This is a genomic window from Methylorubrum zatmanii (genome assembly GCF_014845115.1).
Classification (GTDB): domain Bacteria; phylum Pseudomonadota; class Alphaproteobacteria; order Rhizobiales; family Beijerinckiaceae; genus Methylobacterium; species Methylobacterium zatmanii.
The window spans coordinates 1-25,468 of sequence record NZ_NKUI01000042.1; the positions used below are offsets into that span (position 1 = coordinate 1).

General features: G+C 70.7%; 21 protein-coding genes and 2 pseudogenes. 13 read left to right on the forward strand and 10 right to left on the reverse strand.

Annotated elements, in window-relative coordinates; all coding sequences use genetic code 11:
• From MZTS_RS05610 to MZTS_RS05625, 4 genes are all read left to right on the forward strand, one after another.
• Positions 1-1,026: Gfo/Idh/MocA family oxidoreductase (locus tag MZTS_RS05610; protein WP_192282426.1), on the forward strand; the 1,026-nt coding region annotated here is incomplete at its 5' end.
• Positions 1,019-3,415, forward strand: coding sequence for a thioesterase domain-containing protein (locus tag MZTS_RS05615; protein WP_192282427.1), 2,397 nt, complete (start codon positions 1,019-1,021; stop codon positions 3,413-3,415). The genes MZTS_RS05610 and MZTS_RS05615, both read left to right, overlap by 8 nt.
• A gap of 155 nt (positions 3,416-3,570) precedes the next feature.
• Complete coding sequence (locus MZTS_RS05620; protein WP_343068706.1) at positions 3,571-4,599, forward strand: HlyD family secretion protein; 1,029 nt, start codon at positions 3,571-3,573, stop codon at positions 4,597-4,599.
• The gene (locus MZTS_RS05625; RefSeq protein WP_192282429.1) at positions 4,596-6,149 is read left to right on the forward strand and encodes an MDR family MFS transporter; all 1,554 of its coding nucleotides are present in this window, start codon (positions 4,596-4,598) and stop codon (positions 6,147-6,149) included. Before MZTS_RS05620 ends, MZTS_RS05625 begins: the two co-directional genes overlap by 4 nt.
• Before the next feature lie 11 nt (positions 6,150-6,160).
• Here the strand turns inward: MZTS_RS05625 and MZTS_RS05630 are convergent, their stop codons facing one another.
• From MZTS_RS05630 to MZTS_RS05640, 3 genes are all read right to left on the reverse strand, one after another.
• Positions 6,161-7,282: a HoxN/HupN/NixA family nickel/cobalt transporter gene (locus MZTS_RS05630; RefSeq protein WP_192282430.1), complete on the reverse strand. Its 1,122-nt coding sequence runs from the start codon at positions 7,280-7,282 to the stop codon at positions 6,161-6,163.
• Between the two features lie 12 nt (positions 7,283-7,294).
• Positions 7,295-7,573, reverse strand: a complete 279-nt coding sequence (locus tag MZTS_RS05635; RefSeq protein ID WP_183438722.1) for a metal/formaldehyde-sensitive transcriptional repressor — start codon at positions 7,571-7,573, stop codon at positions 7,295-7,297.
• 293 nt (positions 7,574-7,866) lie between these two features.
• Positions 7,867-8,823, reverse strand: coding sequence for a helix-turn-helix transcriptional regulator (locus MZTS_RS05640; protein WP_246482013.1), 957 nt, complete (start codon positions 8,821-8,823; stop codon positions 7,867-7,869).
• Between the two features lie 247 nt (positions 8,824-9,070).
• On the opposite strand from MZTS_RS05640, the gene MZTS_RS05645 reads away from it, so the two are divergent.
• From MZTS_RS05645 to MZTS_RS25590, 5 genes are read left to right on the forward strand one after another with little or no spacing between them, the layout of a single operon-like run.
• Positions 9,071-10,963: a TonB-dependent receptor domain-containing protein gene (locus tag MZTS_RS05645; RefSeq protein ID WP_192282434.1), complete on the forward strand. Its 1,893-nt coding sequence runs from the start codon at positions 9,071-9,073 to the stop codon at positions 10,961-10,963.
• On the forward strand, positions 10,963-11,631 hold the full coding sequence (locus tag MZTS_RS05650; protein ID WP_192282436.1) for an MFS transporter: 669 nt from the start codon (positions 10,963-10,965) through the stop codon (positions 11,629-11,631). Before MZTS_RS05645 ends, MZTS_RS05650 begins: the two co-directional genes overlap by 1 nt.
• A 29-nt stretch (positions 11,632-11,660) precedes the next feature.
• Positions 11,661-12,077 (forward strand): hypothetical protein, encoded by a 417-nt coding sequence (locus MZTS_RS05655; protein WP_009865839.1) that lies wholly within the window; start codon positions 11,661-11,663, stop codon positions 12,075-12,077.
• On the forward strand, positions 12,074-13,879 hold the full coding sequence (locus MZTS_RS05660) for an ATP-binding cassette domain-containing protein (RefSeq protein WP_210329139.1): 1,806 nt from the start codon (positions 12,074-12,076) through the stop codon (positions 13,877-13,879). Before MZTS_RS05655 ends, MZTS_RS05660 begins: the two co-directional genes overlap by 4 nt.
• Complete coding sequence (locus MZTS_RS25590) at positions 13,863-15,671, forward strand: ABC transporter ATP-binding protein (protein WP_343068707.1); 1,809 nt, start codon at positions 13,863-13,865, stop codon at positions 15,669-15,671. Before MZTS_RS05660 ends, MZTS_RS25590 begins: the two co-directional genes overlap by 17 nt.
• On the opposite strand, the pseudogene MZTS_RS05670 reads toward MZTS_RS25590, so the two are convergent.
• The 3 genes and pseudogenes from MZTS_RS05670 to MZTS_RS05680 form a co-directional block, all read right to left on the reverse strand.
• Positions 15,631-16,198: pseudogene (locus tag MZTS_RS05670) on the reverse strand (transposase); the annotation flags it as partial. The gene MZTS_RS25590 and the pseudogene MZTS_RS05670 overlap by 41 nt on opposite strands.
• Positions 16,199-16,510: 312 nt before the next feature.
• Positions 16,511-17,530: a sensor histidine kinase gene (locus MZTS_RS05675; protein ID WP_192282441.1), complete on the reverse strand. Its 1,020-nt coding sequence runs from the start codon at positions 17,528-17,530 to the stop codon at positions 16,511-16,513.
• A 38-nt stretch (positions 17,531-17,568) separates the two neighbouring features.
• Complete coding sequence (locus tag MZTS_RS05680; RefSeq protein ID WP_192282444.1) at positions 17,569-18,597, reverse strand: EamA family transporter; 1,029 nt, start codon at positions 18,595-18,597, stop codon at positions 17,569-17,571.
• 111 nt (positions 18,598-18,708) lie between these two features.
• Between MZTS_RS05680 and MZTS_RS05685 the strand changes: the two genes are divergently transcribed.
• The 4 genes from MZTS_RS05685 to MZTS_RS05700 are packed head-to-tail and all read left to right on the forward strand — an operon-like array spanning position 18,709 to position 23,489.
• Positions 18,709-20,241 carry a protein adenylyltransferase SelO gene (locus MZTS_RS05685; protein ID WP_009866563.1) on the forward strand — a complete coding sequence of 511 codons (1,533 nt, stop codon included), beginning with the start codon at positions 18,709-18,711 and terminating at the stop codon, positions 20,239-20,241.
• A gap of 7 nt (positions 20,242-20,248) precedes the next feature.
• Entirely contained in the window at positions 20,249-21,073 is an 825-nt protein-coding gene (locus tag MZTS_RS05690) for an SDR family NAD(P)-dependent oxidoreductase (protein WP_192282446.1), read from the forward strand.
• Positions 21,074-21,078: 5 nt separating this feature from the next.
• Positions 21,079-22,026, forward strand: a complete 948-nt coding sequence (locus MZTS_RS05695) for an alpha/beta hydrolase (RefSeq protein ID WP_192282448.1) — start codon at positions 21,079-21,081, stop codon at positions 22,024-22,026.
• Positions 22,023-23,489: a flavin-containing monooxygenase gene (locus MZTS_RS05700; RefSeq protein WP_009867133.1), complete on the forward strand. Its 1,467-nt coding sequence runs from the start codon at positions 22,023-22,025 to the stop codon at positions 23,487-23,489. The genes MZTS_RS05695 and MZTS_RS05700 overlap by 4 nt, the downstream gene beginning before the upstream one ends.
• An 80-nt stretch (positions 23,490-23,569) precedes the next feature.
• On the opposite strand, the gene MZTS_RS05705 is transcribed toward MZTS_RS05700, so the two are convergent.
• The 4 genes and pseudogenes from MZTS_RS05705 to MZTS_RS25130 form a co-directional block, all read right to left on the reverse strand.
• Positions 23,570-24,043: a DUF2721 domain-containing protein gene (locus MZTS_RS05705; RefSeq protein ID WP_009867134.1), complete on the reverse strand. Its 474-nt coding sequence runs from the start codon at positions 24,041-24,043 to the stop codon at positions 23,570-23,572.
• A 14-nt stretch (positions 24,044-24,057) separates the two neighbouring features.
• Complete coding sequence (locus MZTS_RS05710; RefSeq protein ID WP_009867135.1) at positions 24,058-24,399, reverse strand: lipid-A-disaccharide synthase N-terminal domain-containing protein; 342 nt, start codon at positions 24,397-24,399, stop codon at positions 24,058-24,060.
• 4 nt (positions 24,400-24,403) lie between these two features.
• Complete coding sequence (locus tag MZTS_RS05715) at positions 24,404-25,171, reverse strand: glycosyltransferase family 2 protein (RefSeq protein ID WP_192282450.1); 768 nt, start codon at positions 25,169-25,171, stop codon at positions 24,404-24,406.
• Positions 25,168-25,468: pseudogene (locus MZTS_RS25130) on the reverse strand (glycosyl transferase); the annotation flags it as partial. The gene MZTS_RS05715 and the pseudogene MZTS_RS25130, both read right to left, overlap by 4 nt.

Sequence of the window (25,468 nt, forward strand, 5' to 3'; positions counted from 1 at the left end):
CGGGGCAGCCGGCGCTCGCGGGCGCTCGCGGCGCATCTCGGTGTGCCGCTCTACGCCAGCCCGGAAGCCGTGCCCGAGGGGGCGGCCGATCTTGCCTGCGTCGTGGTGCGCACGACGCTGTTCGGCGGAGAGGGCTCGCGCCTCGCCGAGGCGCTGCTCGGCCGCGGCCTGCACGTGCTCCAGGAGCATCCGGTCCACCCGACCGAGATCGCGCGGCTGACCGCCGCCGCCCGCGCACGGGGCCTGCGCTACCACGTCAACGCCTTCTACCCGCACGTGCCCGCGGGCCGAACCTTCATCGACTACGCGGGCCAAGCGCGGGCGGCGCGGGCGCCGAGCTTCGCCGAACTCACCACGAGCCCGCAGTTGCTCTGGTCCAGCCTCGACCTGCTCGGCCGAGCGCTCGGCGGGCTCGCCGGGTTCCGCTGCGCGGGCTCAGCGCCGCCGGCACCGGGGGAACTCCTGTTCACCCCTCTGCAGGGGACGGTCGGGGTGCTGCCCTTCAGCCTGCTCATCCAGAACTTCCTCGATCCGGCCGATCCCGACCACCATTCCCTGGTCATGCACCGCTTGGCGCTCGGCTGGCCGGAAGGCGTGGTGAACCTCGTCAACAGCTTCGGACCGGTGGTTTGGACGCACGCACTCTACGCACCGGACTACGAAGCGGACGGGACGGAAGCCTCCTACCTGCTGGCCCGGACGCGGCACGCGAACAACCGCCACTTCACGCTGCCGTCTGCCCAGGTGCTGGGCCCTGCGCAGGGCGGTTCCGTCGCCGAAGTGGTCGAGACCGCGTTTCCCGACGCGATCCGCCGCGCCCTCGGGGAAATGCGCGCTGGCATCGCCGACTCCGCCGCCGCACCGTTCCAGCGGCCGGATTACCTCCTGGATCTGGGGCAGGCTTGGCTCGCCGTGATGCGGGCCGCTGGGCCAGTCAGGCACCGCGCGCTCTCTCCACCGCCGCCGCCGTATCCCGATCCGCGCGCCTACGCTGCCATGCTCCGCGATGAGGCTGCCCGTGCCTGAGCCCGATCCCACCTCCGGCAACCGCGACGTCTACACCCGCCTCGACCGCGCGCTCGCGACGGCAGGGCTCGGCGAGGACGCCCATTTCCTCAATTGGGGCTACCGCCCGGTGTCCGGCGAGCCGGACGCGGCCGTGCTGCCGGTCGGTGCCGGGTCCAACGCCGACGGGGAGCGCCTCGTCGCCGAACTCCTCGGGCCGACGCCACTCGACCGCCGGCGGGTGCTCGATGTCGGCTGCGGTCGTGGCGGTGCACTCGCCTTCCTGGCGGCGCGCGCGCGGCCGCTCACGATGGTCGGCATCGATCTCAGCCCGGACAACGTGGCGCGGGCGCGGCGCGCGCTCGCGCCCTTCGGCGCACGGCTGCAGGTCGCCGACGCCTGCGCCCTGCCGCAGGCCGATGCGAGCCAGGACGTCGTGCTCAACCTCGAATCCTCTGGCGCCTACGCGGATCTCCCTGCCTTTCTGCGCCACGTCGCCCGCGTGCTGCGGTCCGGCGGAACCTTCGTCTACGGCGATCTCTGGCCTGCGGAGGACGAGGCACCGCTGCGCCGGACTCTGGACGCGCTCGGCTTCGAGGAAATCGCCGTTCGCGACGTCACGCGTCAGGTCCTGGCCGCCCGCGCGGCCGCGCCGACGGGCGTGCTGGAACGCTTGTCCCGTGCCGACCCCGAATTGGTCGAGGCGATCGGCGGCTACTTCGCCCTGCCGGGCTCACCCTTGTGGGAGCAGATGGCGTCGGGCCACATCCGCTACGGCCTGCTGCGGCTGCGCCGCCGTGAGGGACCTATCGGGTGTCCGGATGCCGGCGATGCTGACCACCTGCGCGACAGGCCACGACGCATGTCCGGCCTGCTGGCGGGAGCGGGCGCGGCCGGGCATGCGTCGCGCACTTGGTTCCCCTTTGGAGCGCCAAGCGTGGACGCTGCGATCAACGTCCTCGCCTTTCCCTTCGCCGCCGCCGGCGCCTCGGTGTTCCGAGGCTGGGAGGCGCATCTGCCAGCGGGCTTCCGCTTCTGCCCGGTCCAGTTGCCCGGCCGGGAACACAGGGTCGGCGAGCCCGCCTTCCGGAGCGTGGAGGCGGCGGTGGAGGCCCTCCTGCCCCTCCTCGAACCCGTCCGGCATAGGCCCCTCGCCCTCCTCGGCTGGAGCCTGGGCTGCAAACTCGCCTTCGCGCTGGCCCGGCGGCTGGAGGAAACGGGAACGGTGCCGCGCCTGCTCATGCTCGGTGCCTGCCCGTCACCGGACCGGCCGATCTCGGGCGCAAGCCTGCCTCGCCCGGGCGAGAGCTGGGCGGAGCCTCTGCGCCGCCTCGGCGGCACCGACGAGGTGATCCTCGGCCATGATGGGATGCTCGGCACTCTGCGCGACTGTCTCGAAGGCGACTTCGCCATGGCGACGGACTATCGCAGTGAGGCCGTGATCGCGGCACCGATCCTTGCGGTCGCCGCCGAAGCCGATTCCCTCGTGCGGGTCGAGGCGGTGGCCGCCTGGAAGGCCCGCACCGGTGCAGGCTTCACGCTCCACACCCTGCCCGGCGGCCATTTCGCGCTCCGCGATAGCGGGCCGGCCCTCGCCCGGCTCCTGGCTGACCGGCTCGCGGCGCCGACGGGCGAGCCGGAGATGCCGGCGGAGGATCCGCGTCCCTGGCTGCCCTTCACCCCGGCACCGCCGCGGGGCAGGCCGCAGATCGTCTGTTTCCACCATGCCGGGGGCAGCGCCGGCTTCTTCCGCCCCTGGCTCGACCTGCCGGAGCTGACGGAGATCGCGATCTGCCCCATCGAATTGCCGGGGCGTGGCAGCCGATTCGGCGAGGCGCCGCGGGCGGATCTCGCGGATCTCGCCCGCAGCCTGTCGGCGATCCTGGCCGGGCATCTCGACTGGAGCCGGCCCGTCCTGCTGTTCGGGCACAGCCTCGGCGCCCTGATCGCCTACGAGACCGCGCTGCGGCTGGAGGGGCGCGGCCTGATCCCCCGCCAGTTCGTGGCCTCGGCGCGGCGGGCGCCGGACGTTCCCACGCCTCAACCGTGGCGCCACGACCGGGAGGACGGGGCGCTCCTGGCCGAACTTTCCCGGATCGGCGGCACCGACGCGGCGATCCTGCAGCACCGGGAGTTGATGGCGCTGATGTTGCCGGCGATCCGGGCGGATTTCGCCCTGACCGATCCGTATCACCGCCCGCGCCCGGCACGCCTCGAGTGCCCGATCCTGACCATCCGCGGCCGGGCTGATGCCGAGATCGGCGAGGCTGACATGTCCGGCTGGGCCGCCGCGACGCGCTCTGGCTGCACGCGCTGGGAGCCGGAGGGCGATCACTTCTATCTTGCCGATCCGGCGACCCGAAACGCCCTGGCCGAGCGGCTCGCCCACCTTGTCCGGGCCGCCCCCTGATGCGGAGCGGTTCATCCCGCGGAGCCGCGCAGACGGACGCTTCCGGCTGCAATCCTGCCCGCCCGGCCGTGGAGCTGCCCTCGCACCTGCGGGACGTAGGCCCGCCGCCGGCCGCCGTTGCCCCGGAGGAGCGCCGCCGCGGCAAGGAGCGCCGCGTGCTCCCGCTCCTCTTGACTCTCGCTCTGGCGGGAGTCGGCGCCTACGGCTGGTACTGGTGGACGACCGGCCGCTTCATCGAGACGACGGACAACGCCTATCTGCAATCCGACAAGGTGGTGGTCTCCCCGCGCATCGCCGGCATGGTCGCGGAGGTCCTGGTCGGCGACAACCAGCCGGTCGCGGCCGGTCAGGTGCTTGCTCGGCTCGACGACCGTGAGCGCCGCATCCTCCTGACCCAGGCGCAAGCCGAGGTCGAGCGCGACAAGGCCCAGCTTCAGGGCGTGGCAGCGGCCTTGATCCAGCAGAAGGCGCGGATCGAGGGGGCGGAGGCCGATGTCGCCAACATGAATGCGGCCCTGACCTTCTCGAAGCAGGAGCACGAGCGCTACCGCGACCTCCTGCGAACGGGCGCCGGCACCGTCCAGCGGAAGCAGCAGGCGGAGGCGGAGCTGCATCAGCGGCAGGCGGCCGCCGACCGCGCCGCGGCCTCGCTCGACGCCGCCCGTAAGCAGGTCGAGAGCCTGCGCGCCCTCGAAGGCGCTGCTCGAGCTTCCTTGGAGGGCGCGCGGGCGAAGGTCGAGCGGGCCCAGCTGGATCTCGCCTTCACTACGATCACCGCCCCGATTACGGGCGTCGTCGGCGACCGCTCCGTGCGGCTCGGCCAGTTCGTCGCCGCCGGCACCAACCTCCTCACGCTGGTGCCGATGGGACGGGACCTCTACCTCGTGGCGAATTTCAAGGAGACGCAGGTCGGCGCCATGGCGGCGGGCCAGGCGGTGAGCGTCACCGTGGATGCCCTGCCCGGACACGTGCTCCGGGGCAGGATCGTAAGCTTCGCCCCCGGCACCGGCGCCCAGTTCGCCCTGCTGCCGCCGGAGAACGCCACCGGCAACTTCACCAAGATCGTCCAGCGCGTGCCGGTGCGCATCGCCATCGACCCCGACGATCCCCTGCTCGACCGCCTGCGGCCGGGCCTCTCGGTGGAGGCGAGCGTGCATCTGCGCCCGCCCGAGACGTCCCGATGAGTGCCGGAGCGCATGCGAGCGCCCGCGACTGGCTCGCGGTCGCCGCCGCGATCCTCGGCGCCTTCATGGCGATCCTCGACATCCTCGTCACCAATGCGGCTCTGGCCAACATCCAGGGGGCGCTCGGCGCCTCCGCCGAGGAAGGAAGCTGGATCTCCACCGCCTACCTGATGGCCGAGATCATCGTGATCCCGCTCACCGGATGGCTGTCCGCGGTGATCGGCCTGCGCCGCTATCTGACGGCGAGCACCGTGCTGTTCATCGGCTTCTCCGTGGCCTGCGCGCTCTCGACAAACCTGACGCAGATGATCGTGGCCCGGGCCGGGCAGGGCCTGACCGGTGGTGTCCTGATTCCCACTGCCCTGGTGATCGTGCGCACCCGCCTGCCCGAGCGCCAACAGCCGGTCGGCATCGCCCTGTTTGGGCTCACGGCGACCTTTGCGCCCGCCATCGGCCCTACCATCGGTGGCTGGCTCACTGACAACCTGACCTGGCACTACATCTTCTACCTGAACCTGCTGATCGGCCCCCTGGCCGTCGCGCTTCAGCTCGCCACCCTCGAGCCGGAAGCGCCCCGCTGGGGGGAACTGGCGCGCGGCGACTGGCCCGGCGTCGGCCTGATGATGCTCGGCCTTCCGGCCCTGACCTTCGTGCTGGAGGAGGGGCAGCGCAAGGGCTGGTTCGGGTCGGATACGATCCGGAACGCCGCGATCCTCGCGGGCCTCGGCATCGCCGGCTTCATCGCCCGGGAGCTGACCGCGGAACGACCCTTCATCAACCTGCGCGTCCTGGCGGACCGTTCCGTCGGCGGATCCTGCGCCCTCATGAGCGTGCTCGGTGCGGTCTCCTACGGCTCAATTTATCTAATCCCGGTCTACTGCGCGCAGATCCAGGGCTACAATGCCGAGCAGATCGGTCGGGTGGTGATGTGGTCGGGCCTGCCGCAGCTCCTCGTCTTCCCACTGATGCCGCTGCTGACACGGCGGGTCGATGCGCGGATCCTGATCGCCGTCGGCACCGGTTTCTTCATCGCCAGCTGCTGGATCAATGCCGGGCTCAGCCACGATGTCGGCCGCGACCAGCTGATCCTGCCCCAGGTGCTCCGGGCGATCGGGCAGCCACTCTTCGTCGTGCCGCTGTCCCAGCTCGCCACCGCCGGGCTCTCGGTCCGGGACACGGCGGATGCCTCGGCCCTGATGAATATGACGCGCAATCTCGGTGGCTCCGTCGGCATCGCCGTGCTCTCGACGATGATCCAGCGGCGCGAGCACATGCATTTCTCGGTGATCGCGGAGGCGATCACGGGCAACGCCCTGCGCACGCAGCAGCATCTCGCCACCCTGGCCGCCGGCTTCGCCAGCCGGATCGCCGACCCGGAGATGGCTCACGAGCGTGCGGTGGCCGCGCTCGCCGCGCAGGTGCGCCGCGAGGCCTACGTGATGGCTTATGCCGACGGCTTCTGGCTGGTCGGTGCCGGTCTCACCGTCAGCCTCGCCCTCGTCCTGCTGCTCAGGCCAGCGTCCGGGTCCGCAGCATCGGAGGCGCACTGACGCCCCGGCCGTCACAGCGGCCGAACCGTCTCCGCCGGAGCGGCGGCCGTCCGGCGCGCTGAGTCGAGCCCGCGCCATCCGAGATAGCCGGTATAGAGCCCGACAAGTAGGATCAGGCCGGCCGAAGCGTAGGGCGCCCGCGCCGCGAGGATCGAGAGAAAGGGCCAGCGCCCAATCGCGTGGCGCAGGCCGAGCGCGGCCACGACGCCGGCGAAGACCAGGGTCGCGGCGAGCCCGATCCCGAAGCAGAGCACCAGGGCGAAGCCGAGGCTCAGCTGCTTCAGCTGCATGCAGAGCAGCAGCACGGTGATCGCCGCCGGGCAGGGGATCAGCCCGCCCGTCAGGCCGAACAGCATGATCCGACCGGTCGTCACCCTGCGCCCGGCGAAGCGGCGCTGGATGTCGGCCGCGTGGGCGCGGGCATGGGCGTCGTCCGCCGCGCCGAGATCGAGGGCGTCGTGGGTGTGGTCGTGCTCCGCGAAGGCGAGTTCGTGCGTCTCCGCCTCAGTCCCCGAGCCGAGGGTGAGCCAGGCCGTGAAGGCGTGCGGCTCGGGGATGAGGTCGCGGCTCTCGAGATATCCGACGCGCGCCTCGAACGTGAAATCCTGCCGAGCGCCCCCGGGCCGGATCGTGGTTAGCCGTAGATTCTGCGAGGCCGGCAGGGGGCCGTCCTCGGCCCAGATGTGCCAGCGGGGCGGTACGCCCTCTTCGAAGATGGAGACGGTCAAGGTGCCCCGGCGCGTGGCGACGGACCGGGCCTCTTCATGATCGTGCTGGTGATGATCGAGCCGGTTCCGCCGGATCTGCCAGACCATCCAGCCGCTGATCGCCAGGATGATCGCCGCGGAGATCAGCTGGAACTGCGCCTCTACCGCCTCGCTCGCCCAGGCCTGCCCGAAACGCTGGCCGATCAGGGCTACCGCCCAAACGACCGCCGTGTGCGAGAGCGCGGCGCAGAGCCCGAGGAGCACCGCCTGCCACACCGTGCCGCGGACGGCGACGATGAAGGCCGCCATCAGCGTCTTGGAATGACCCGGTTCGAGACCGTGCAAGGCCCCGAGCAGGATCGCGGTCGGGACGAACAACCAGACATGTCCCGTGCCCTGCTGAAGAAGTTCGGGGAGGCTGGGCACGAGAGGCTCCTCTCATTTGAGGTAGGTGCGAACCAGTTCGATCAGCTCCGTCGCGCCGCGGGCGCGCCCGGCATCGGCTTCCGTTGCGGGATCCACGACGTGGTGGCGGATGTGATCTTCCATCAGCTCGGCGGTCAGTCCGTTGATGGCTCCGCGCATGGAGGCCACCAGCATCAGCACGTCGGTGCATCCGCGCTCGGCCTCCAGTGCACGCTCCACGGCCTCCGCCTGGCCCTTGAGGCGGCGTATCCGGCCGAGAAGCTTCGCTTTGTCCTTGATCGTGTGCGTCATGGATCGATCAATCTGATAATATAGGGGGGTACCCTATACAAGCCCCAAAACTGCCGCTCCGCGCCGTCGCCTCCCATCTCCTCACAGGGCGGAGAGCGTGCCGTATATCGGGAACGTCCGTCGATCGTAGCCCGGAAGGCACGCAGGCCAAGCGGTGGCGCGCATCGCCGCGGTGACGAGCACGCGCAGCAGGAACGGATCTGGAGATCGGCCCGCCCGCGAGACGGTATCCGCGGCGGCGCGGCCGGACGCTGTGTCGCGCGTGCCGCAGACTGCGGACACGCCTCCTCGGCTCAGTCAAGCCGAGCGAAGCGGGAGGGACTCACCCCCTTGTTCTCGCGAAACACCTTGCTGAAATGGCTGAGGTTTCCAAAGCCCACCGAGACCGCCGCGTCGGCGACGCTGACGCCCTGTCTCAGCATTTGAGCCGCCGCATCCAGGCGCAGCGCGGTGAGGTAGGCGTGGACCGGCTGCCCGACGAGATCGCGAAACCCGTATTTGAGCTGCTTCTCGTTGACGCCGACCTCCCGCGCCAGCCGCTCGATCGTCCAGTTGCTGCGAAAGTCGCGGTCGAGGATCGCCCGGGCGCGGAGCAGGCGCTCCCGCTCCTGCGGCCGCACGGCGCGCCGCCCCTTCGAGACGCCGTCGAGGGCGTCGATGGCCGCGCCCAGGGCTTCGATCGCCTTTCCGTGCAGGTAGAGGCGGCGGCCCAACGCACCGGATGGCGGCGTCTTGGCGATGTCGTTGGCGATCTGCAGCAGGACGGCGGGCGCGGGAAAGCCCGCGAGAAAGACCCCGCCGCCCTCCCCGCCCGCAGCATCCGCACAGCGCTCGGCCAAGCTCGACAGGCGCTCGTCGCCTGCCCTGATCAGGAAGCTTTCCTCGAAGCGCAGATCGACCACGCGGAAGCGCCGGCCGCCGCGGAAGAGATCCTCACCCGAGGCGGAGCCGCTGCAGGCGAACAGGACGGCGGTTCCTGCCTCCACTTCGACCGGCGGCAGGCCCTTGGCGGAGAGGCGGCCGCTGCCCTCCAGCACGACGCTCAAGGAGAAGGTCGTCGATCCGGAGAGATCGACCAGGAGGTCGCGGTCGAGGAATGCATCGACCACAACGACGGCGATATCGGTGGCGATCGCCTCGATCCGCGCGCTGTCCGACCATCCGAGCCGGACCAGCGCTTCCGCGACGGCATCCTGCCAGGGAGCGACCGGTGCCGTCCGCGCAGATCCGCCGATGTGTGGATTCGACAACACGTCCGGCCCATCCAATCCGAAGGATCGACTTAGTACCGATGGCGTCAATGCCAGCCCTGAAAGCGTTAGACAAGATCGTTTGAAAAGATAATGACGACTCATCTAGTTTCCGGGGTGGGCTGGCAGTTTAGAAATGCTCTCAATAAGAAGTCTAAGCTCTGGATCTGCTGCAATTGTGGTGCTTCTCCTCGGGCTTCCTGCCCTGGCTCAGCCCGCCAGCGAATCGGTGCAACTGGAAGAACTCGTGGTTACCGCTAACAAGCGCGAGCAGCGCCTCGACAAGGTCGACGGTGCCGTCTCCGCCGTGACGGCCGCGCGGCTCGCCGACCACGATGTCCGCGACGTGTCGGACCTGCAGAAGGTTCTGCCCAACACCGTGATCGAGAGCCGGGGCAACCGGGCCTACGCCAACTTCACGATCCGCGGCATTTCCTCGCCGGACTTCTACAATCCGGCGGTGCAGGTCTACGTCGACGGCGTGCCGCAGGCCTCGGCCAACCTCGCGCAGGACCTGTTCGACGTGAGCCGGGTCGAATTGCTGCGGGGGCCGCAAGGCACCCTCTACGGGATGAACGCCTTCGCCGGCGTCCTCAACATCACAACCGAGAAGCCGCGCTTCAACCGCATCGACGTTTTCGCCACGGCCTCCGACCGGCTCTTCGAGATCGGCACCGCAACCACGAACGTCCTTGTCCCCGAAACTCTGTTCCTCGATCTCGGCTTCAAGGAGCGTTACTTCACCGGCCAGATCCGCGACATCGACCGCAACCGCGACGACATCGACTGGTCGAATGGGTTCGGTGGCCGGGCTGCCCTGCGCTATGCCCCGGCGGGCGGCGACTTCGATGCCAACCTCTTCGCCGCCCACGACTCGCTGCGCTCGCGCGAGGAGACCTACATCCTCGATTCGGACGTGAAGGCGCCCGCCTTCCGCTCCTCGGTCATCCCGTTCCCCTACAGTTTCCTTGGACGCGAGGCGACGACGGCCGGGCTGACCATGAACTACCGGCTGAACGACGTCACCTTCTCCAGCGTGACCTCGTTCCAGGGGGTCGACCTCCACCGGCGCATCTTCGGGCAGTCCTTCCCAGAAAACTACCAGACCCTCTACCAAGAGTTCCGCGCGGCCTACGACGCGGGCGGCCCGTTGAAGGGCGTCGCAGGAATCGTGTTTTCCGACAACCAGTTCACCCGCCGCGCCTCGGGCACCCGCAACGCCGTGGATGCGAGCAGCATCGCCGTGTTCGGCGAGGGCACCTACGCCCTGACCGACCGGCTGGACCTCACCGTCGGCGCCCGCCTCGCCTACGACTGGTCTTCGATCCGCTTCAACGGCGGCGGCTTCGGCTTCAACTTCAACAACGACGCCGACTTCACGAACTTTCAGCCGAAGATCTCGCTCGGCTACCAGGTCGACCCGACGACGCGGATCTACGCTCTCGTCTCCGAGGGCTACAAGCCGGGCGGCTTCAACCGCACGGTCGCGAGCCCGCTCGACGCCGTCGCCTACAAGCCGGAGCGGGCCTGGAACTACGAGGTCGGCGCGCGCACCGACATGCTGGACGGCATGGCGACCATCTCGGGTGCGTTCTATCGGATCGAGTCCACCAACCAACAGATCTTCGCCGGCCCGGTCGGCTTCCAGGTTCTGCGCAACGCCGCGGAAGGCACGAGCACCGGCGTCGAGGTCGAACTGACCCTGCGCCCCACCGACCGTCTGACTTTGACCGCGCAGGGGGCGCTCGGCCGCTCCGAGTTCTCAGACTACACCGATCCGGTCACCGGCCAGCGCATCGCCGGGGGGCGCACGCCCTACGCTCCCGACCTCGTGACCAATGTCGGCTTCCGCTACCTGATCGATCAGACGTGGCTGCCGGCCCAAATAGCCCTGACCGGCGCCGCCCGGACGGTGAGCCGTACCTACTTCGATCCGGCCAACACCTTCTCGCAGGGCTCTTTCACCACCTTCGATGCCGGGCTCGATTTCGCCTTCGGCGCCGCCTCGACCCTGCGCCTCTTCGCCAACAACCTGACCGACCGCACCTACAGGACCTACAGCTTCGCCTTCGGCCCGGCCACGCTCAGCACCATCGGGCAGCCGCGCATCGTCGGCGTGTCTTGGCGGACCCGCTTCTGATGCCGCGGTGCAGCGGGCGCGTCGCGGCGGCCGTTGCCGGGGGTGCGCCCCTCGGCTCCGTCCTGGTGGCGGTCGGCGGGCTCTACGTCGCCCAGAGCGTCGTGACGGGGGTCACCCTGATGGGGCTGCCCGCGATCCTGCGTGAATCCGGGCTGCCCCTCGAGCGAATCGGGCTCGTCTACCTCGCCCTGCTGCCCTGGGTGCTCAAATGTCTGTGGTCGGGAGCGGTCGAGCGCACTCGCCTGCCCCCGGCTGGGCGGCCGCGGATCGTCGCCCTCGGCACCCTGATCTCCGCGCTCGCTGCCGCGTCGGGCACACGGGCCCCTGAACCGCTGGGCGCCCTGGCCCTACTGTCCGCCGCGACTGCCGCCTTCGGCTTCGTACCCCTGTACGCGGAACCGATGGCTCACGCCTCGCCGGCACAGGCCGGCATCGACTTCACCCTGTTCCAGTGCGCCGACGCCCTGATCGCCCTGATCGCCCTGATCGGCGGGGCGGTGAGCGGTGTGCCGGCCGGTCAGCTCGGCGACCCGGCCTGCTTCGCGCTCGCCGCCTGTGCGTCCCTTGCCGCCGCCGTCGCCGCGGCGCGCCTCATCCGGCGTGCCGCGCGGGAGGCCGGTACGGGACGCGGTTCCACCGGGCGCATCGCGAACGCCGCCCTCCCCTGAGCCCGACGCGGGCGACCCTGGAGACCTGCATGACGGATGCCCCTGCCCAATCCGCCTCGGGCGATTTCGATCTCTCCGGCTGGCCCGTGGCCCGCTACCGGATGCCCGAGCGCGTGCCTGATGCTGAGGCCGAGGCCCGCGTCGCGGAATTCGATGCCCTGCTCGCACGGAACGAGCGCTTCGTCCTCGTCTTCCACGGCCCGGAAATGCCGAAGGACTCGCCCCGCTTCATGAGGGCCTACAAAACTTGGTTCGGCGCGACCAAGGAGACACAAAAGCGTCTCTGCGCCGGCGCCATCCGGGTCGAGCCCGATGCAGAGCGACGCAAGTCCTTCACAATGAAGGTGCTTTCGCTCATGAACAAGGTCTTCATGCCCTATCCCTACACGGTGGTTGGGAGCGAGGCGGAGGCGCAGGCGCAGGCCAAGGCCTGGCTCGCCGCGTGAGCGCCGGCCCGCCGGACGCTCCGCCTGCGGCAGGGCTGAGCGCCACCTTTCTCCGTCTCGCCGGCTTCCTGCGCACGCAGCCGGGGGCGATGACGGCGTCCATCGCGCTCGGCCTGCTCGCCGCGCTCCTCGGCCTCGCCTGGCAGTTCGGCGTGGTCTGGCTGATCTTGGAAGCGATGGAGCCTGCTCCCGACGCGACCCGGATGGGCTGGATTGTCGCCGGGATCGCCGGCCTCGTCGTGGCGGGGCGGCTCGCCTTCCTCGCCTCCACGGCGCTCTCCCACAAGATCGCCATCGATGTGCAGCGTGACCTGCGCTTGGCGCTTGCCGAGCATCTCGCCCGGGTGCCCATGGCGGTCTCGGAGCGCTACGGAGCCAAGGCCCTGCGCCGGCTCGTCCTCGACGACGTCGAGAGCGTCGAGGACGGAATCGCGCATCTGGTGCCGGAGGCCACCGCGAACTTCACCGCGCCGCTGATCGTCCTCGTCGTCCTGTTCGCCCTCGACTGGCGGATGGCACTGGCCGCGGCACTGCCGATCGGGCTCGGCCTCGTCGCCATGCGGGCGATGACGCGCAACTCCACCGACATCACCCGCGCCTATTACGAGCGCAGCGCCGAGCTGGCAGCGCGCGCGGCCGAGTACGCCGCCGGCCTCCCCACCCTGCGCCTGTTCGACGGAGAAGGCCGCTCGCTCCTCCGCTTCCGTGCCGTCAGCGAACGCTACCTCGCCGTGATCGGCGACTGGGTCCGCCGGGTCCTGCTGGCAAGCGCGGTGCTTCAGGTCTGCGTCGGTTCCGGGCTGCTGCTCGTGCTCCCGCTGAGCTTGTGGCTCACGGCGCGGGATGAGCTGCCTGTGTCACATCTCGTGATCTTCCTGGTCTTCGTTCCGAGCCTCGGCGGGCTGATCACCCGCCTGCCGAATTTCGCCTTCCGCTTCGCGCAGCAGGGCGAGGTGCTGAGCCGGATCGATGCCCTGCTCGCCGAACCGCCGCTGCCCCGAGCCGACGCCCCCGCCCGTCCGGTGGAGCGGACCGTACGCTTCGAAGGGGTCGGTTTCCGCCGCGGCGAGCGAACGGTGCTCGACCGGATCGACCTCGTGCTTGAGCCCGGCACTGTGACGGCCCTCGTCGGCGCCAGCGGGGCCGGCAAGACGACGCTGGCCAACCTCCTGATGCGCTTCCACGACCCGCACGAAGGCCGGATCACCATTGGCGGCGTCGATCTGCGCGCCATGGCGCCGGAGACACTCTACGCCCTCGTCGGCACCGTGCCGCAGCATCCCTGGCTGTTCACCGGCACCGTGGCGGAGAACCTGCGCCTCGCCGCGCCAGAGGCTGGCCCGTCGGCTCTGGCCGAGGCCCTGGCGCAGGCCCGCGCCGAGACCTTCGTCGCCGGCCTGCCGGGCGGCATCGACGCCCCGCTCGACCACGGCGGCGCCACCCTCTCCGGCGGCGAGCGCCAGCGCCTCTGCGTCGCCCGCGCGCTCCTGCACGACACGCCGATCCTCGTCCTCGATGAGGCGACGGCTTCGGCCGATCCGATCAACGAGCGCGAGATCCAGCGCGCGCTCGGGGCGCTGGCCCGCGGCCGGACGGTGCTCGTCATCGCCCATCGCCTCGCCTCGATCGTCGATGCCGACCGGATCGTCGTGCTTGACGGGGGCCGGATCGTCGAGAGCGGCGATCATGGGGCCTTGCTGGCGAAGGGCGGCCGCTATGCCCGCTATTGGGCGCTGCAGAACCCCGGCACGCCGAGCGGGAGCTCCGCTCAGGAGGAGAGCGCCTATGCCGCCCGTGCCTAGGGTGCTGTCGGAAGGGGACACCACTTCGAGAGAGAGCGGGGCGGGAAAGGAGGCCCGGGCCGTGCCCTGGTGGCGCGACCTGACCGGCCGGATCGAGCCCCGGCTGCGCCGCCGTTACCGCGTCGGGCTCGCTCTGCTGGCTGCGGATGCGGGGCTCGCCGCCCTGCCGCTCCTGACGGCGGCCTGGGTGATCGGTCAGCTCGCCGCCGACACCTGGACCAGCGGAAAAGCCTGGATTGCCGCCGCGATCGTGGCCGGTGCCTTCCTCGCTCGCCTCGCCGTGATGCCGGTCGGCTTCGCCCGCGGCTTCGAGGCCGGTTACGGCGCGGTCGCCGAGCTGCGGCTCGCATTGTTCGCGCATCTGCGTCGCCTCGGCCTCGGTGCCCTGTCCCGGATCGGCGCGGCGAGCCTGGCCGATCTCGTGACCCACCGCTTCCGCTGGATCGAGGAGGAGGCGGGCTACGGTCTCGGCCGCCAGATCGGCCACGCGGCGCTCGTCCTGGTCCTGATCCTAGGGCTCGCGAGCGTCCACCCCGCCTTTCTCGCCGCCATCGCCGTTCTCGCAGGCGCCGCCGCCCTCGCCTACCGCCGGCTCGACCGCGCCTTCTCCCGGCTCGCGCGCGATCAGGCCAGCCTCGTCGCCGAGAGCGCCGAGCGCATGGTCGAGTACCTCGCGGGCCTGCCGGTGCTGCGATCGCTAGGGCAGGTCGGTGCGCGGCAGGGGGCCTATCGCCGCCAAGTCGAGGCGCTGCACGCCTTCTATCGCGCAACGATCGGCACGGTCGCGCCACTGGTCAGCGCCACCCGCATTCTGCTCGATCTGGCGCTGCTCGCCCTGGTGGGGATCGCGGTGACCCTGTTCGCGCTCGGCGCGATCGGGGCACCGGGCTTGGCCGTCGCCCTTGTTCTGGTGCTACTCCTGCTCCCTCCCCTCGAAGCCTCCGTCGGTGAGGGGTTCATGCTGCGCCTCGTCGGCGATGCCCATGTCCGCGCCGCCGCAATCCTGGCACAGCCGCCGCTCACCGAGGGCGTCGAGACACCGCGCACGGGCGAGATACGTTTCGAGGGGGTCCGATTCGGCTACGACCCCGGTCGGCCCGTCCTCGACGGGTTCGACCTCGTCCTTCCCCATGGTCACGTCACGGCGGTGATCGGCCCGAGCGGCGCCGGCAAATCGACTCTGTTGTCGCTGTTGGCCCGCTCCTTCGACGTGGAAGCGGGCCGCATCACCATCGGCGCCCAGGACATCCGTGCGGTCCCCCTCGACCGGCATCTCGCCCGGCTCGGGGTGGTGCCGCAGGACGTGTTTCTGTTCGCTGACACGCTCGCGGGGAACCTGCGCATCGCGAAGCCCGAGGCTACCGAGGCTGAATGCCGGGCGGCGGCCGAGCGCGCCTGCTGCGCCGGTTTCGCCGCGCACCTTCCCGAAAAAGACGGGACCCGGATCGGCGAGGGGGGGCGCGACCTGTCGGGCGGCGAGCGCCAGCGGGTCGCCATCGCCCGCGCCATGCTGAAGGATGCGGAGATCGTGCTCCTCGACGAGGCGACCTCCGCCCTCGACGCGGAGAGCGAGCATGGCGTCGGCGAGGGCCTGCGGACGCTCTTCCGCGGCCGGACCGTGGTCATGATCGCCCATCGGCTTCAGACCGTGGCCCAGGCCGACCATATCGTGGTGATGGAAGCGGGCCGCGTCGTCGACCGTGGCCCGCCGGCCGAGCTGGAAGCGCGCTGCGCCCTCTACCGCAACCTTTGGGCCGCCTATCACGACACCGAGCGTTGGCGCCTAACATGAAGTCCATCGCCCAGACCTCGTTGGGCTCACCAATTGCCGGTAGCGCCAAGCGCGTCTGACGCTTGGGCAGGATCGACAGCCCTTCGTCCTCGTAGATCCGGTTGGTGCGCTTGTGGTTCACCTCCCAGCCCTCCCGTCGCGACAGGATGTGCAGCCGCCGTAGCCGTAGCGCACCCGTGCGGCAGCGAGCTCCTTCAGCCGCATGCGCATTGCGACCTGCGGGTCGGACCGCTTCCCGTAGCGCTGGGACGACCGGCCGAAGCCGGTGGCGTGACAGGCCCGACGCTCGCCGATGCCGTAGGCCCCCTGGAGGTGGCGGGCGACCTCAGGGCGAGCGGCGGGCCTCACCACTTTCGCTTCAGGACATCCTGCAGCATGGAGCGGTCCAGCGTCAGGTCGGCGGCCAGCCGCTTCAGCTTGCTGTTCTCATCCTCCAGCTGCTTGAGCCGCCGGATCTCCGGCACGCCCATGCCGACGAACCGCTTCTTCCAGCGATAAAACGTCGGCTCGGAAACACCCATCCTCCTTCAGGGTTCAGGATGCCCGAAAAACTCGCGCTCGGCGCGGACCAGTTTGGTGGGCCAGGGTCAGGTTTTCAACGCGTGGAGACGCTGTTCGATTTTGAGCCACGGCCGACGCACACGCAGTGCCGGCGCTCCGACAGGGGATGCCTCGCAGTGACAATTCACTCAGGCTTGGTGCCAAAGCCTGGGCGCGAAATAGGTCGGGAATTCCCTGGGCGGGATTGCAGTCGCGGTGTCGAAAGAATCCGGGCACGACACTCTCAAGCGATCCCAGTGATCGCGACACCGCTTGCGGAACAATCCCGACGCGTCGGCTCAGGCTATGGCGAGCGTGCGACCGGTTGCGAAGACGAGGCGCACGACGGTGCCACCGTCATTGGCATAGGTCAGCGTGCCGTCGAGCTGGGTGGCGAGGCCCTGCACGATCCGGAAGCCGAGGCTGCGGCTTTCTGAGGGGTCGAAGCCGTCCGGGATGCCGGGGCCGTCATCGGCGATGCTGAGGGCCGCCTGCCCCCCTCCGAGGGCTTCGAGCCGTATGGTGATGCTGCCGCGCTCGGTGTCCCGGAAGGCGTGCTTGAGGGCATTCGTCACCACCTCGACCACGAGGAGCGACAGAGTGGTCAGCCGGCCGAGATCGAAGCGTACCGGCGGGACATCGACGAGGCAGACGATGTTGCGCGCCCCCGTGGCGTCGAGCAGGTCGGAGCAGAGTTCCTGAAGATACTGCCCCACAGGCTGGTCGGCGCGGGCCGGATCGTAGAGACGGCGGTGGATGCGTGCGATCGTCTCCAGCCGGCTCTGCGCTTCGTCGAAGGCGTCGAGGGCGGCCTGGGGATCCTCGCCGACCTTCCGCTTCTGCAGGGCGAGCAGGGCGGCCACGAACTGCATGTTGTTGGCGACCCGGTGCTGCAGCTCCTGGAACATCGTTCGCTGCTGTTCATAGAGATGTGCGGTCACCGCCCGCTCCGCGCTCAGGCGCTCGCCCGCGACGCGCATCCCGTGGATCAGGGCGATGTCGACCGCGACGATGACGGCGTAGAAGCCGAGTGCCAGCCCCGTCTGCGGGGTGAGGAGGAAGGCGAAGGCCGGCTCGATGAAGAAGTACCAAGCGGCGAGCCCCGACAGCACGCCGCAGACGATGCCCGGCCGCAGGCCGAAGAAGAAGGTCGTCAGGATCACTGCGGGAAAGAAGGTCAGGAACGGAAAACCCGGCGGCAGCACGTCGTCGAGGGCGTAGCGCAGGGCGATGGCGAGCCCCGTCGCGCCGAGCGCGGCGAGCTCGCCCAGCCACGACGGCACCGGAGGCCGACGGGCGGAGGCGAGGGACGTGAACATCTTGGCGCGAACGATCCGGATGGGTGATTCGGTTAACTTTAGAGAGGTCCTGGGCCGGATCTGTGGCCCCTCTGTCGCGCCGCGTCCTTTTCGGAGGAGGTCGCCGCGCCCTCCCCTCGTGTCACAGTGTCCCGGTTCGGCTGAAGTTCCCGGGCGGGGCGCCGCCCGGCCGTCTCGGCGATCAGGATGCCGCCGAGCACGAGGAGGAGCGCCAGCGCCTCGGGGCCGCCGAAGGGCTCTCCGGCCAGCAGCACGGCGAGGCCCGCACCGAAGACCGGAACCAGATTCACGAACAGCCCGGCCCGGTTCGGGCCGATCAGCTCGACGCCGCGGATGAAGGAGAGCTGCGCCAGCAGCGAGGGCCCCAGGGCCACGAAGGCGACGATGGCCCAGGCTGTCGCCGTGCCAGGCCAGATCGACCGGCCGAGGCTCCATTCGGCGGCGAGCGGCGGCAGCGAGGTGAGGAAGGCGGCGAGCGCCAGCGCGGCGAAGAAGGCGAGCCCCGAGACGGCGGGCCGTGCCGCGAGCGCCACCGTGTAGCCGGCATAGACGAGGCTGGCGGCGAGCATCAGCCCGTCGCCGAGATTGAAGGTGAGGCTGAGCAGGGCCCCCAGATCGCCATGGGTCGCCGCCACCGCGACCCCCGCCAGGGTGATGCCGGCCCCGATGACCTGCCCTCCCCGCACGGACGCGCCGCGGATGACGAAATTCAGCAGCATCACGAGGACTGGAATCGCCCCCTGAATCAGGGCGACGTTGACGGCGGTGGTGTAGATGCCGGCGGCGTAGAACAGGCTCGCGAAGATCGTGAAGCCGCAGGCGCCCATCAGCAGCAGGTAGGGCCAGCGCGGCGCGAGCCGGGGCCAATCCGCCGCCACCTGCCGCCGTGCCACCACGAGCAGGACCGCGAAGGCGAAGGCCCAGCGCAGGCTGGTCAGCACCTGCGGCGAGACCTCGCCGACCGCCCATTTGCCGGCGACCGCATTGCCCGCCCAGAGCAGGGTGGTCAGGGTCAGGATCGGATAGGCCGCCGCGGAGGCGCGGGAGCCGCTGGGGCCGGATGTCACGCTCGGATGGTTCCTGTGCCGGGCTCGGTCCGGTCAGATGCCACGCCGGATCGGTGGGAGGCCAGCCGGGAAACCGCCTCACGTCGTCCGCGTGTGGATCGGCCCGCCCCGATGCCGGGTTCGTCTTTCGGCCGGCTTGACGTTCCGCCCCGCCCGGCCGACCTCATCTCCTCCCGCATCGGAGCCGAACCCCTGCCCGTTGTCTCAGCCTCTCCCAAGCCCTCCCGCCGCCACGCCGATCTCGGTCCCGACTTCTACGACGTCGTGGCCCCGGCCGATTTCCCGGCGGCGATCCTGCGCTACCGCAACGGAGCCTGGGCCCGGCGCGTCGGGCTCGACGGCCTGACGGACGAGGAGTGGATCGCGCATTTCGCGCGTTTTTCCCCCCTGCCCGGCTCGTTCGAGCAGCCCCTGGCCCTGCGCTATCACGGCCATCAGTTCCGCTCCTACAATCCCGAACTCGGCGACGGGCGCGGCTTCCTGTTCGCGCAACTGCACGACCTGCGGGACGGACGGTTGCTCGATCTCGGCACCAAGGGCAGCGGGCAGACGCCCTGGTCTCGAGGGGCTGACGGGCGGCTGACCCTGAAGGGCGGGGTGCGCGAGGTGCTCGCCACCGCCATGCTGGAGGCGCTCGGCGTCAACACATCCAAATCCTTCAGCCTGATCGAGACCGGCGAGGCCCTGGAGCGGGGCGACGAGCCCTCCCCCACCCGCTCGGCGGTGCTGGTGCGGCTCTCCCATTCGCATCTGCGCATCGGCACCTTCCAGCGCCTGCTGTTCCTCGAACAGCCCGAGGCCCTCGCCCGGCTCGTGGATGTCGTGGTCGAGACCTACTATCCCGAGATCCGCGAGCCGGACCGGGCGGAGCGCATGGCCCTGTTCTTCGCGGCGATGACGGCGCGGGTCGCGCGGATGGGGGCGCAGTGGATGGCCGCGGGCTTCGTCCACGGCGTGCTCAACACCGACAACATCAACGTCACCGGCGAGAGCTTCGATTACGGCCCCTGGCGCTTCGCTCCGGTGCACGACCCCGCCTTCACCGCCGCCTATTTCGACGAATGGGGCCTCTACAGCTTCGGCCGCCAACCGGAGGCCCTGTTCTGGAACCTGAGCCGCCTGGCCGAATGCCTGCTGCCGCTCGTGCCGAAGGAGCGGCTGGAGGCGGGACTGAAGCGCTTCGGCCCGGCGCTTCAGGACGCCTTCGCGGAGGCGCTCCTGTTCCGGCTCGGGATCGAGCCCGCCGAAGGGGAGGGCGAGGCGGCGGTCCACCGGCTGGTCGGCGCGTTCTGGGCCTTCCTGGAGAAGAGCCGCGCGCCCTTCGAGCAGGTGTTCTTCGATTGGCGCGGCGGCCTCGCCAGCGAGACCCGCGCCGCACGGAGCCCGGCGGGCGAGCATTACGCGGACGAGGCGTTCCGGCCGGTCCACGCCGCGCTCCAGGCGATGCGGCCGGCACCGCAGGCCCATCTCGACCATCCCTATTTCGCTCGGACCGAACCCTGCACCATGCTGATCGATGAGGTCGAGGCGCTCTGGGCGCCGATCGCGGCGGCCGACGATTGGTCGGCCTTCTCGGCGAAGCTCGCCGAGATCGGCGCCATGGCCGAGGCCTACGGCACCGCCCCCCTCCCCCCGGAAGTCTGAGACGCGCATGGCACGACGCTTCGTTCTGCGGGGGCGGACCGCCCTCGTCACGGGGGCGGCGAGCGGGATCGGCGCCGCCTTGAGCCTTGCTCTGGCGCGGCGCGGCTGCGCCCTCGCCCTGGCCGACCGGGACGCGCAGGGACTCGCCACCACCGCCGGAGCCGCACGGGCCGCGGGCGTCGCGGTCAGCGAGCATGTCCTCGACCTGACCGACCGGGCTGCCGTTTCCGCGCTGCCGGCGGCGGTGCAGGCCCGCCATGGCGGTCTGCACCTGCTGGTCAACAATGCCGGCGTGGCGCTGGGCGGCCGGTTCGAGGAGACGGACCTCGCCGACATCGACTGGCTGATGGAGATCAACCTGCACGCGGTGATGCGGCTGACCCATGCCTGCCTGCCGCTGCTGCGGGCCGGGCCCCAGGCGCAGATCGTCAACCTGTCGAGCGTGTTCGGCATCATCGCCCCGGCGGGGCAGGCGGCCTATGCCGCGAGCAAGTTCGCGGTGCGCGGCTTCACCGAGGCCCTGCGTCACGAATACGAGGGCACCGGGCTCGGGGTGACGCTGGTGCATCCCGGTGGGGTGGCGACCGCGATCGCCCGCAATGCCCGCGCCCCCCGGGGGCTGGATGCGGCGCAGGCGGCGCGGGGGCTGGCCGCCTTCGAGCGCCTTCTCACCATGCGCCCGGAGATCGCCGCCGAGGCGATCCTGCGCGGGATCGAGGCCCGGGCGCCCCGGGTGGTGATCGGCGCCGATGCCCGCCGTGCCCTGCTGATCCAGCGCCTGCTGCCGGTGCGCTACTGGTCGCTGATCCGCCGCTCCGTCCGGGACCGATGACCGCCATGGCGAGCCTGCGCGCCCACCTCTACGATCTGACCATCCGGCTCGCGGTGAAGGCGCGCCTCGGCGGCAGCGTCGATGTCGAGGCGATCCGCCGCGCCTTCGACCACGCCGCCTTCCCATCCCCGGCCGGCGTCGCCTTCACGCCGGGAACGCTCGGCGGCGTGCCCGGAGAATGGGCCTGGGCCGGCACCGGCTCACCCGACGAGGGCGAGGGCCGCTCCGGTCCGGGCCAGACCCCTGCCCTGCTCTATCTCCATGGCGGCGGCTTCATCGCCTGCTCGGCCCGGATCTACCGCCCCATCACCGGCCGCTTCGCCCGGGCGGGCTTTCGGGTCTTCGCACCGGACTATCGGCTCGCCCCCGAACATCCCTTTCCCGCGGCCGTCGAGGATTGCACGGCCGCCTGGGCCGCTCTGGCGCAGCAGGGGCCGGCGGTCCTGGCCGGGGATTCGGCCGGCGGTACCCTCGCCCTGGCGACGATGATCGAGGCCCGCCGCCTCGGCCTCCCCCTGCCGCGGGCGGCCGCTCTGTTCTCGCCGGCCACCGATCTGATCGGCCGCAGTCCGTCCCTGCGCACGAATGGACGGCGCGATGCCATGTTCCGCCCCGAGGCACTGATGCGGCTCGTCCCGCCCTATCTCGCCGGGGCCGATCCCGCCGATCCCCGCGTCTCGCCGATCGAGGCCGATTTGTCCGGGTTCCCGCCGCTCCTCGTCCATGTCGGCGCCCGGGAGATCCTGCGGGACGATTCCGTCCGGCTCGCCGAGAAGGCCAGGGCCGCCGGCGTGCCGGTCGATCTCACGGTCTTTCCCGTGGTGCCGCATGCGTGGCAACTCGCCGAAAGCATCCTGCCGGAGGCGCGCCGCTCCCTCGACGGGGCGGCGATCTTCCTGCGCCGCGCCGTGGAGGCGGCGCCGGCCAGCCCGGTGGCGGAGGCCGTGGCATGAATCCGCCCCTCGACCTGCTCATCGTCGGCGCCGGCTTTTCCGGCCTCGCCATGGCGATCCGGGCCCGGCAAGCCGGCTTCGACCGCTTCCTCGTGCTGGAGAAGAGCGCCGGCATCGGCGGCACGTGGCGGGAGAACACCTATCCGGGGGCGGGCAGCGACGTGCCCTCCTTTCTCTACTCCCTGTCCTTCGCCCAGAAGCCCGACTGGTCGCACCTCTTCGCCCGGCAGCCGGAGATCGAGGCCTATCTGAAGGGGCTGGTCGCGGAGCACGGGCTGGCCCCGCATCTGCGCCTGGAGACGCAGGTGCACCGGGCCAGCTTCGACGTGGCGGCGGGTCTGTGGCGGGTCGAGACCGACCGCGGCCCCTTCGCCGCCCGCGTCCTGGTCGGCGCGATGGGCGCCCTGCACCACCCGGCCCTGCCCCGCCTTCCGGGGCTGGAGCGCTTCGCGGGTCCCGCCTTCCATTCCGCGCGCTGGGACCATGCCTGCGATCTCAGGGCCAAGCGCGTCGGCGTGATCGGCACCGGGGCGAGCGCCGTGCAATTCGTGCCGGAGATCGTCGGCACCGTCGCCCACCTGACCCAGTTCCAGCGCTCGGCCCCCTGGATCCTGCCGCGGGGCGACCGCGCGACCGGAAAACGGCTGCGCCTGCTCCTGCGGGCCTCTCCCTTGCGCCGACTTTACCGGGCCTCGCTGTTCTGGCGCCGCGAGGTCGCGGCGCTCCTCGGCTTCACCCGCGTCTCGAGGATCACCGCGCTGGCCGAGATGGCGGCGCGCCGGCACCTCGCCGCCGCCATCGCCGACCCGAACCTGCGCCGGAAGCTCACGCCCGATTACCGGCTCGGCTGCAAGCGGGTCCTGCTCTCCGACGATTACTATCCGGCCCTGGCCCGTCCCGATGTGAGCCTCGTCACCGCGCCGATCCGCGAGGTTCTGCCCCACGGCATCGTCACCGAGGACGGTGCCGAGCATCCCCTCGACGTGCTGATCTTCGCCACCGGCTTCTCCCCCGGCGGCAGCCTGCTGCGGACGGAGGTGGTCGGGCGCGGCGGCGTCAGCCTGCGGCAGGCCTGGAAGGACGGGGCGGATGCCTTCCGCGGCCTGTCGGTCGCGGGCTTCCCGAACTTCTTCCTGCTCCTCGGGCCCAATACCGGGCTCGGCCACAACTCGGTGCTGCTGATGGCCGAGGCGCAGGTCGCCCACGTGCTCGATGCGCTGCGCCGCCTGCGCGCGCATCCGGGCGCGGTGCTGGAGGTGCGCGCGCAAGCGCAGGCGCGGTTCCGCTCCGAGGTCGATGCGCGGATGAAGGACAGCATCTGGACACGGGGCGGCTGCGGCAGCTGGTATCTCGACCGTTCGGGCCGCAACCGCACCCTTTGGCCCGGAACGGTGGGCGACTACGTCCGCGGCACCCGCCGGCTGGATCGTGAGGATTACGATCTCGTCGAGACCGGCGGGTAGAGAATTTCGAGCGGGGGCCGCCTGCCTCCACCAGAACTCCCCCCGGCTCCGCGAACGGGCTTACCCTTTCGGAGCCCCGATCATCCGGCCCTGTCCTGCTTGCGCTCCACCTCCAGCCGCACGCCCCGGCCGGCGAGGAGGATCTCGGCGAGGAAGGCGAGGATCGCCAGGATGGTGCAGATCAGGGCGAGGCCGAAGCAGGCGAACAGCACGGAGGCCGCCGAGCCTTCCCGTAGCGCGCCCACGAACAGGGTCAGCACCGCCGCCCCGGTCATCACCCCGCCGAGGCTCGCCAGCACGACGGCGAGGTCGAGCAGAAGCGAGCGGCGGCGGAGATAGGCGAGGCGCCGGTCGAGGGTCGCCCGCGCCTCGCCGTTCGCCCCCGGCAGGGTGGCGGAGAGGGCATCGACCTTGTCGGCGACGCGGCCGAGCCGGGTCGAGAACACGTTGAGCAGGGTCGCCAGCGCCGAGAGCAGGAAGGCGGGGGCGAGGGCGACCTGGATGATGTGGGCGATGCTGTCGGGGTCGCCCGGGGCCGTCACGGTCGGGAACATGCCGCGGGCTCGCCTCAGGCTTTGCCCGACATCCGGGCGCCGCGCCGCCGCTCGCGGAAGATCAGGGCGAGGTTGCGCAGGTAGATCACGGTCGAGAGCCCCTGGCCGATGATGATCACGGGCTCCCGGCGCACGAAGCCGTAGACCAGGGTCATCAGCCCGCCGAGGATCGACAGGAACCAGAACGAGAGCGGCATCACGCTCCTGCCCGCCCGCTCGCTCGCGATCCATTGCAGGATGAAGCGCGAGCCGAACACGAGCTGCGCACCGATGCCGAACACCAGCCAGAAATCGAAGCGGGTGACGAACACGTCGTAGAAATAGGCCGGCAGGTCCTCGGCAAGCTGGATCAGCATCGGGTCACGGGCTCTTCGGGCTGTGCGGCATTTCCTCGGCCTTCGGAGCCGGGCGCCGCCGCCGGATCAGCCACCAGACTCCGGCGAGATCGAGGATGCCGACCCAGAGGCGGTCGAACATCCCGTAATTCGAGCGGCCGGTGAAGCGCGGCCTGTCCACCACGTCGCGGTGGACCACACCGAACCCCTCGCGGGTGACGAGGGCCGGCATGAAGCGGTGCAGGGCATCGAAATAGGGCAGCGCGAGATAGACCTCGCGGCGGAACAGCTTCAGCCCGCAGCCGGTGTCGCGGGTGGCGTCCTTGAGGATCCTGCCGCGCACGCCGTTGGCAATCCGCGACTGGAGCTGCTTCCAAGCCCCTTTTCGGCCGATCCGCTGGCCCTGCGCGAGGCCGACGCCCGGGCCGCCCTGGTCGAGGGCGGCGTAGAGGATCGGGATGAAGGACGGGTCGTTCTGGCCGTCCCCGTCGAGGGTGGCGATGACGGGCGCGCGGGCACGCAGGACGCCGCTGCGCACCGCTCCGCTCTGGCCGCCGCTGCGGTCGTGATGCACCACCCGGAGCCAGGGGGTCTTCGCTTGCAGCGCCCGCAGGGTCGGGAGGGTGGCGTCCGTCGAGCCGTCATCGACGTAGATGACCTCGAAGGGCTTAAGCTTGTCGCAGGCCTTGCCGATCTCGGCGACCAGGGTCTCGATGTTGCCGGCCTCGTTCTTCACCGGCACCACCACGCTGAGGCGCGGTGGCGGGGCGGCGGGATCCGTCGTCGTGCTCATGGTGTGCTGCCCGGCAGCGCGGCATAGGCCGAGACCCCGACCGGCTTGCCGCCATTGATGTTGAAGCCGTCCACCCGGCCGGCGGGGGCGATGGTCCGTCCGCCCTGCGCCGCCGCGAAGGCCGCCGCGAACCGGTCCTCGACCAGCACGAGGCGGCAGCCGCCCTGGCGCAGGAAGGCCGCCGCCTCGTGCTGGTCGAGGACCCGTTCCCGGCGGCCTCCGCGGCCGCCCACGGCGGACGGACCATGCGCCCCCCCCGGCAGGGTGGCCGGATTCACACCCAATGACGTCCAGCCG

Excerpts from the sequence above, each read along its gene's own strand:
- MZTS_RS05625 (WP_192282429.1), top strand. The coding sequence starts at position 4,596 with ATGAGTGCCGGAGCGCATGCGAGCGCCCGCGACTGGCTCGCGGTCGCC.
- MZTS_RS05635 (WP_183438722.1), bottom strand. The coding sequence starts at position 7,573 with ATGACGCACACGATCAAGGACAAAGCGAAGCTTCTCGGCCGGATACGC.
- MZTS_RS05650 (WP_192282436.1), top strand. The coding sequence starts at position 10,963 with ATGCCGCGGTGCAGCGGGCGCGTCGCGGCGGCCGTTGCCGGGGGTGCG.
- MZTS_RS05655 (WP_009865839.1), top strand. The coding sequence starts at position 11,661 with ATGACGGATGCCCCTGCCCAATCCGCCTCGGGCGATTTCGATCTCTCC.
- MZTS_RS25590 (WP_343068707.1), top strand. The coding sequence starts at position 13,863 with ATGCCGCCCGTGCCTAGGGTGCTGTCGGAAGGGGACACCACTTCGAGA.
- MZTS_RS05675 (WP_192282441.1), bottom strand. The coding sequence starts at position 17,530 with ATGTTCACGTCCCTCGCCTCCGCCCGTCGGCCTCCGGTGCCGTCGTGG.
- MZTS_RS05685 (WP_009866563.1), top strand. The coding sequence starts at position 18,709 with ATGCCGGGTTCGTCTTTCGGCCGGCTTGACGTTCCGCCCCGCCCGGCC.
- MZTS_RS05690 (WP_192282446.1), top strand. The coding sequence starts at position 20,249 with ATGGCACGACGCTTCGTTCTGCGGGGGCGGACCGCCCTCGTCACGGGG.
- MZTS_RS05695 (WP_192282448.1), top strand. The coding sequence starts at position 21,079 with ATGGCGAGCCTGCGCGCCCACCTCTACGATCTGACCATCCGGCTCGCG.
- MZTS_RS05700 (WP_009867133.1), top strand. The coding sequence starts at position 22,023 with ATGAATCCGCCCCTCGACCTGCTCATCGTCGGCGCCGGCTTTTCCGGC.
- MZTS_RS05705 (WP_009867134.1), bottom strand. The coding sequence starts at position 24,043 with ATGTTCCCGACCGTGACGGCCCCGGGCGACCCCGACAGCATCGCCCAC.
- MZTS_RS05710 (WP_009867135.1), bottom strand. The coding sequence starts at position 24,399 with ATGCTGATCCAGCTTGCCGAGGACCTGCCGGCCTATTTCTACGACGTG.
- MZTS_RS05715 (WP_192282450.1), bottom strand. The coding sequence starts at position 25,171 with ATGAGCACGACGACGGATCCCGCCGCCCCGCCACCGCGCCTCAGCGTG.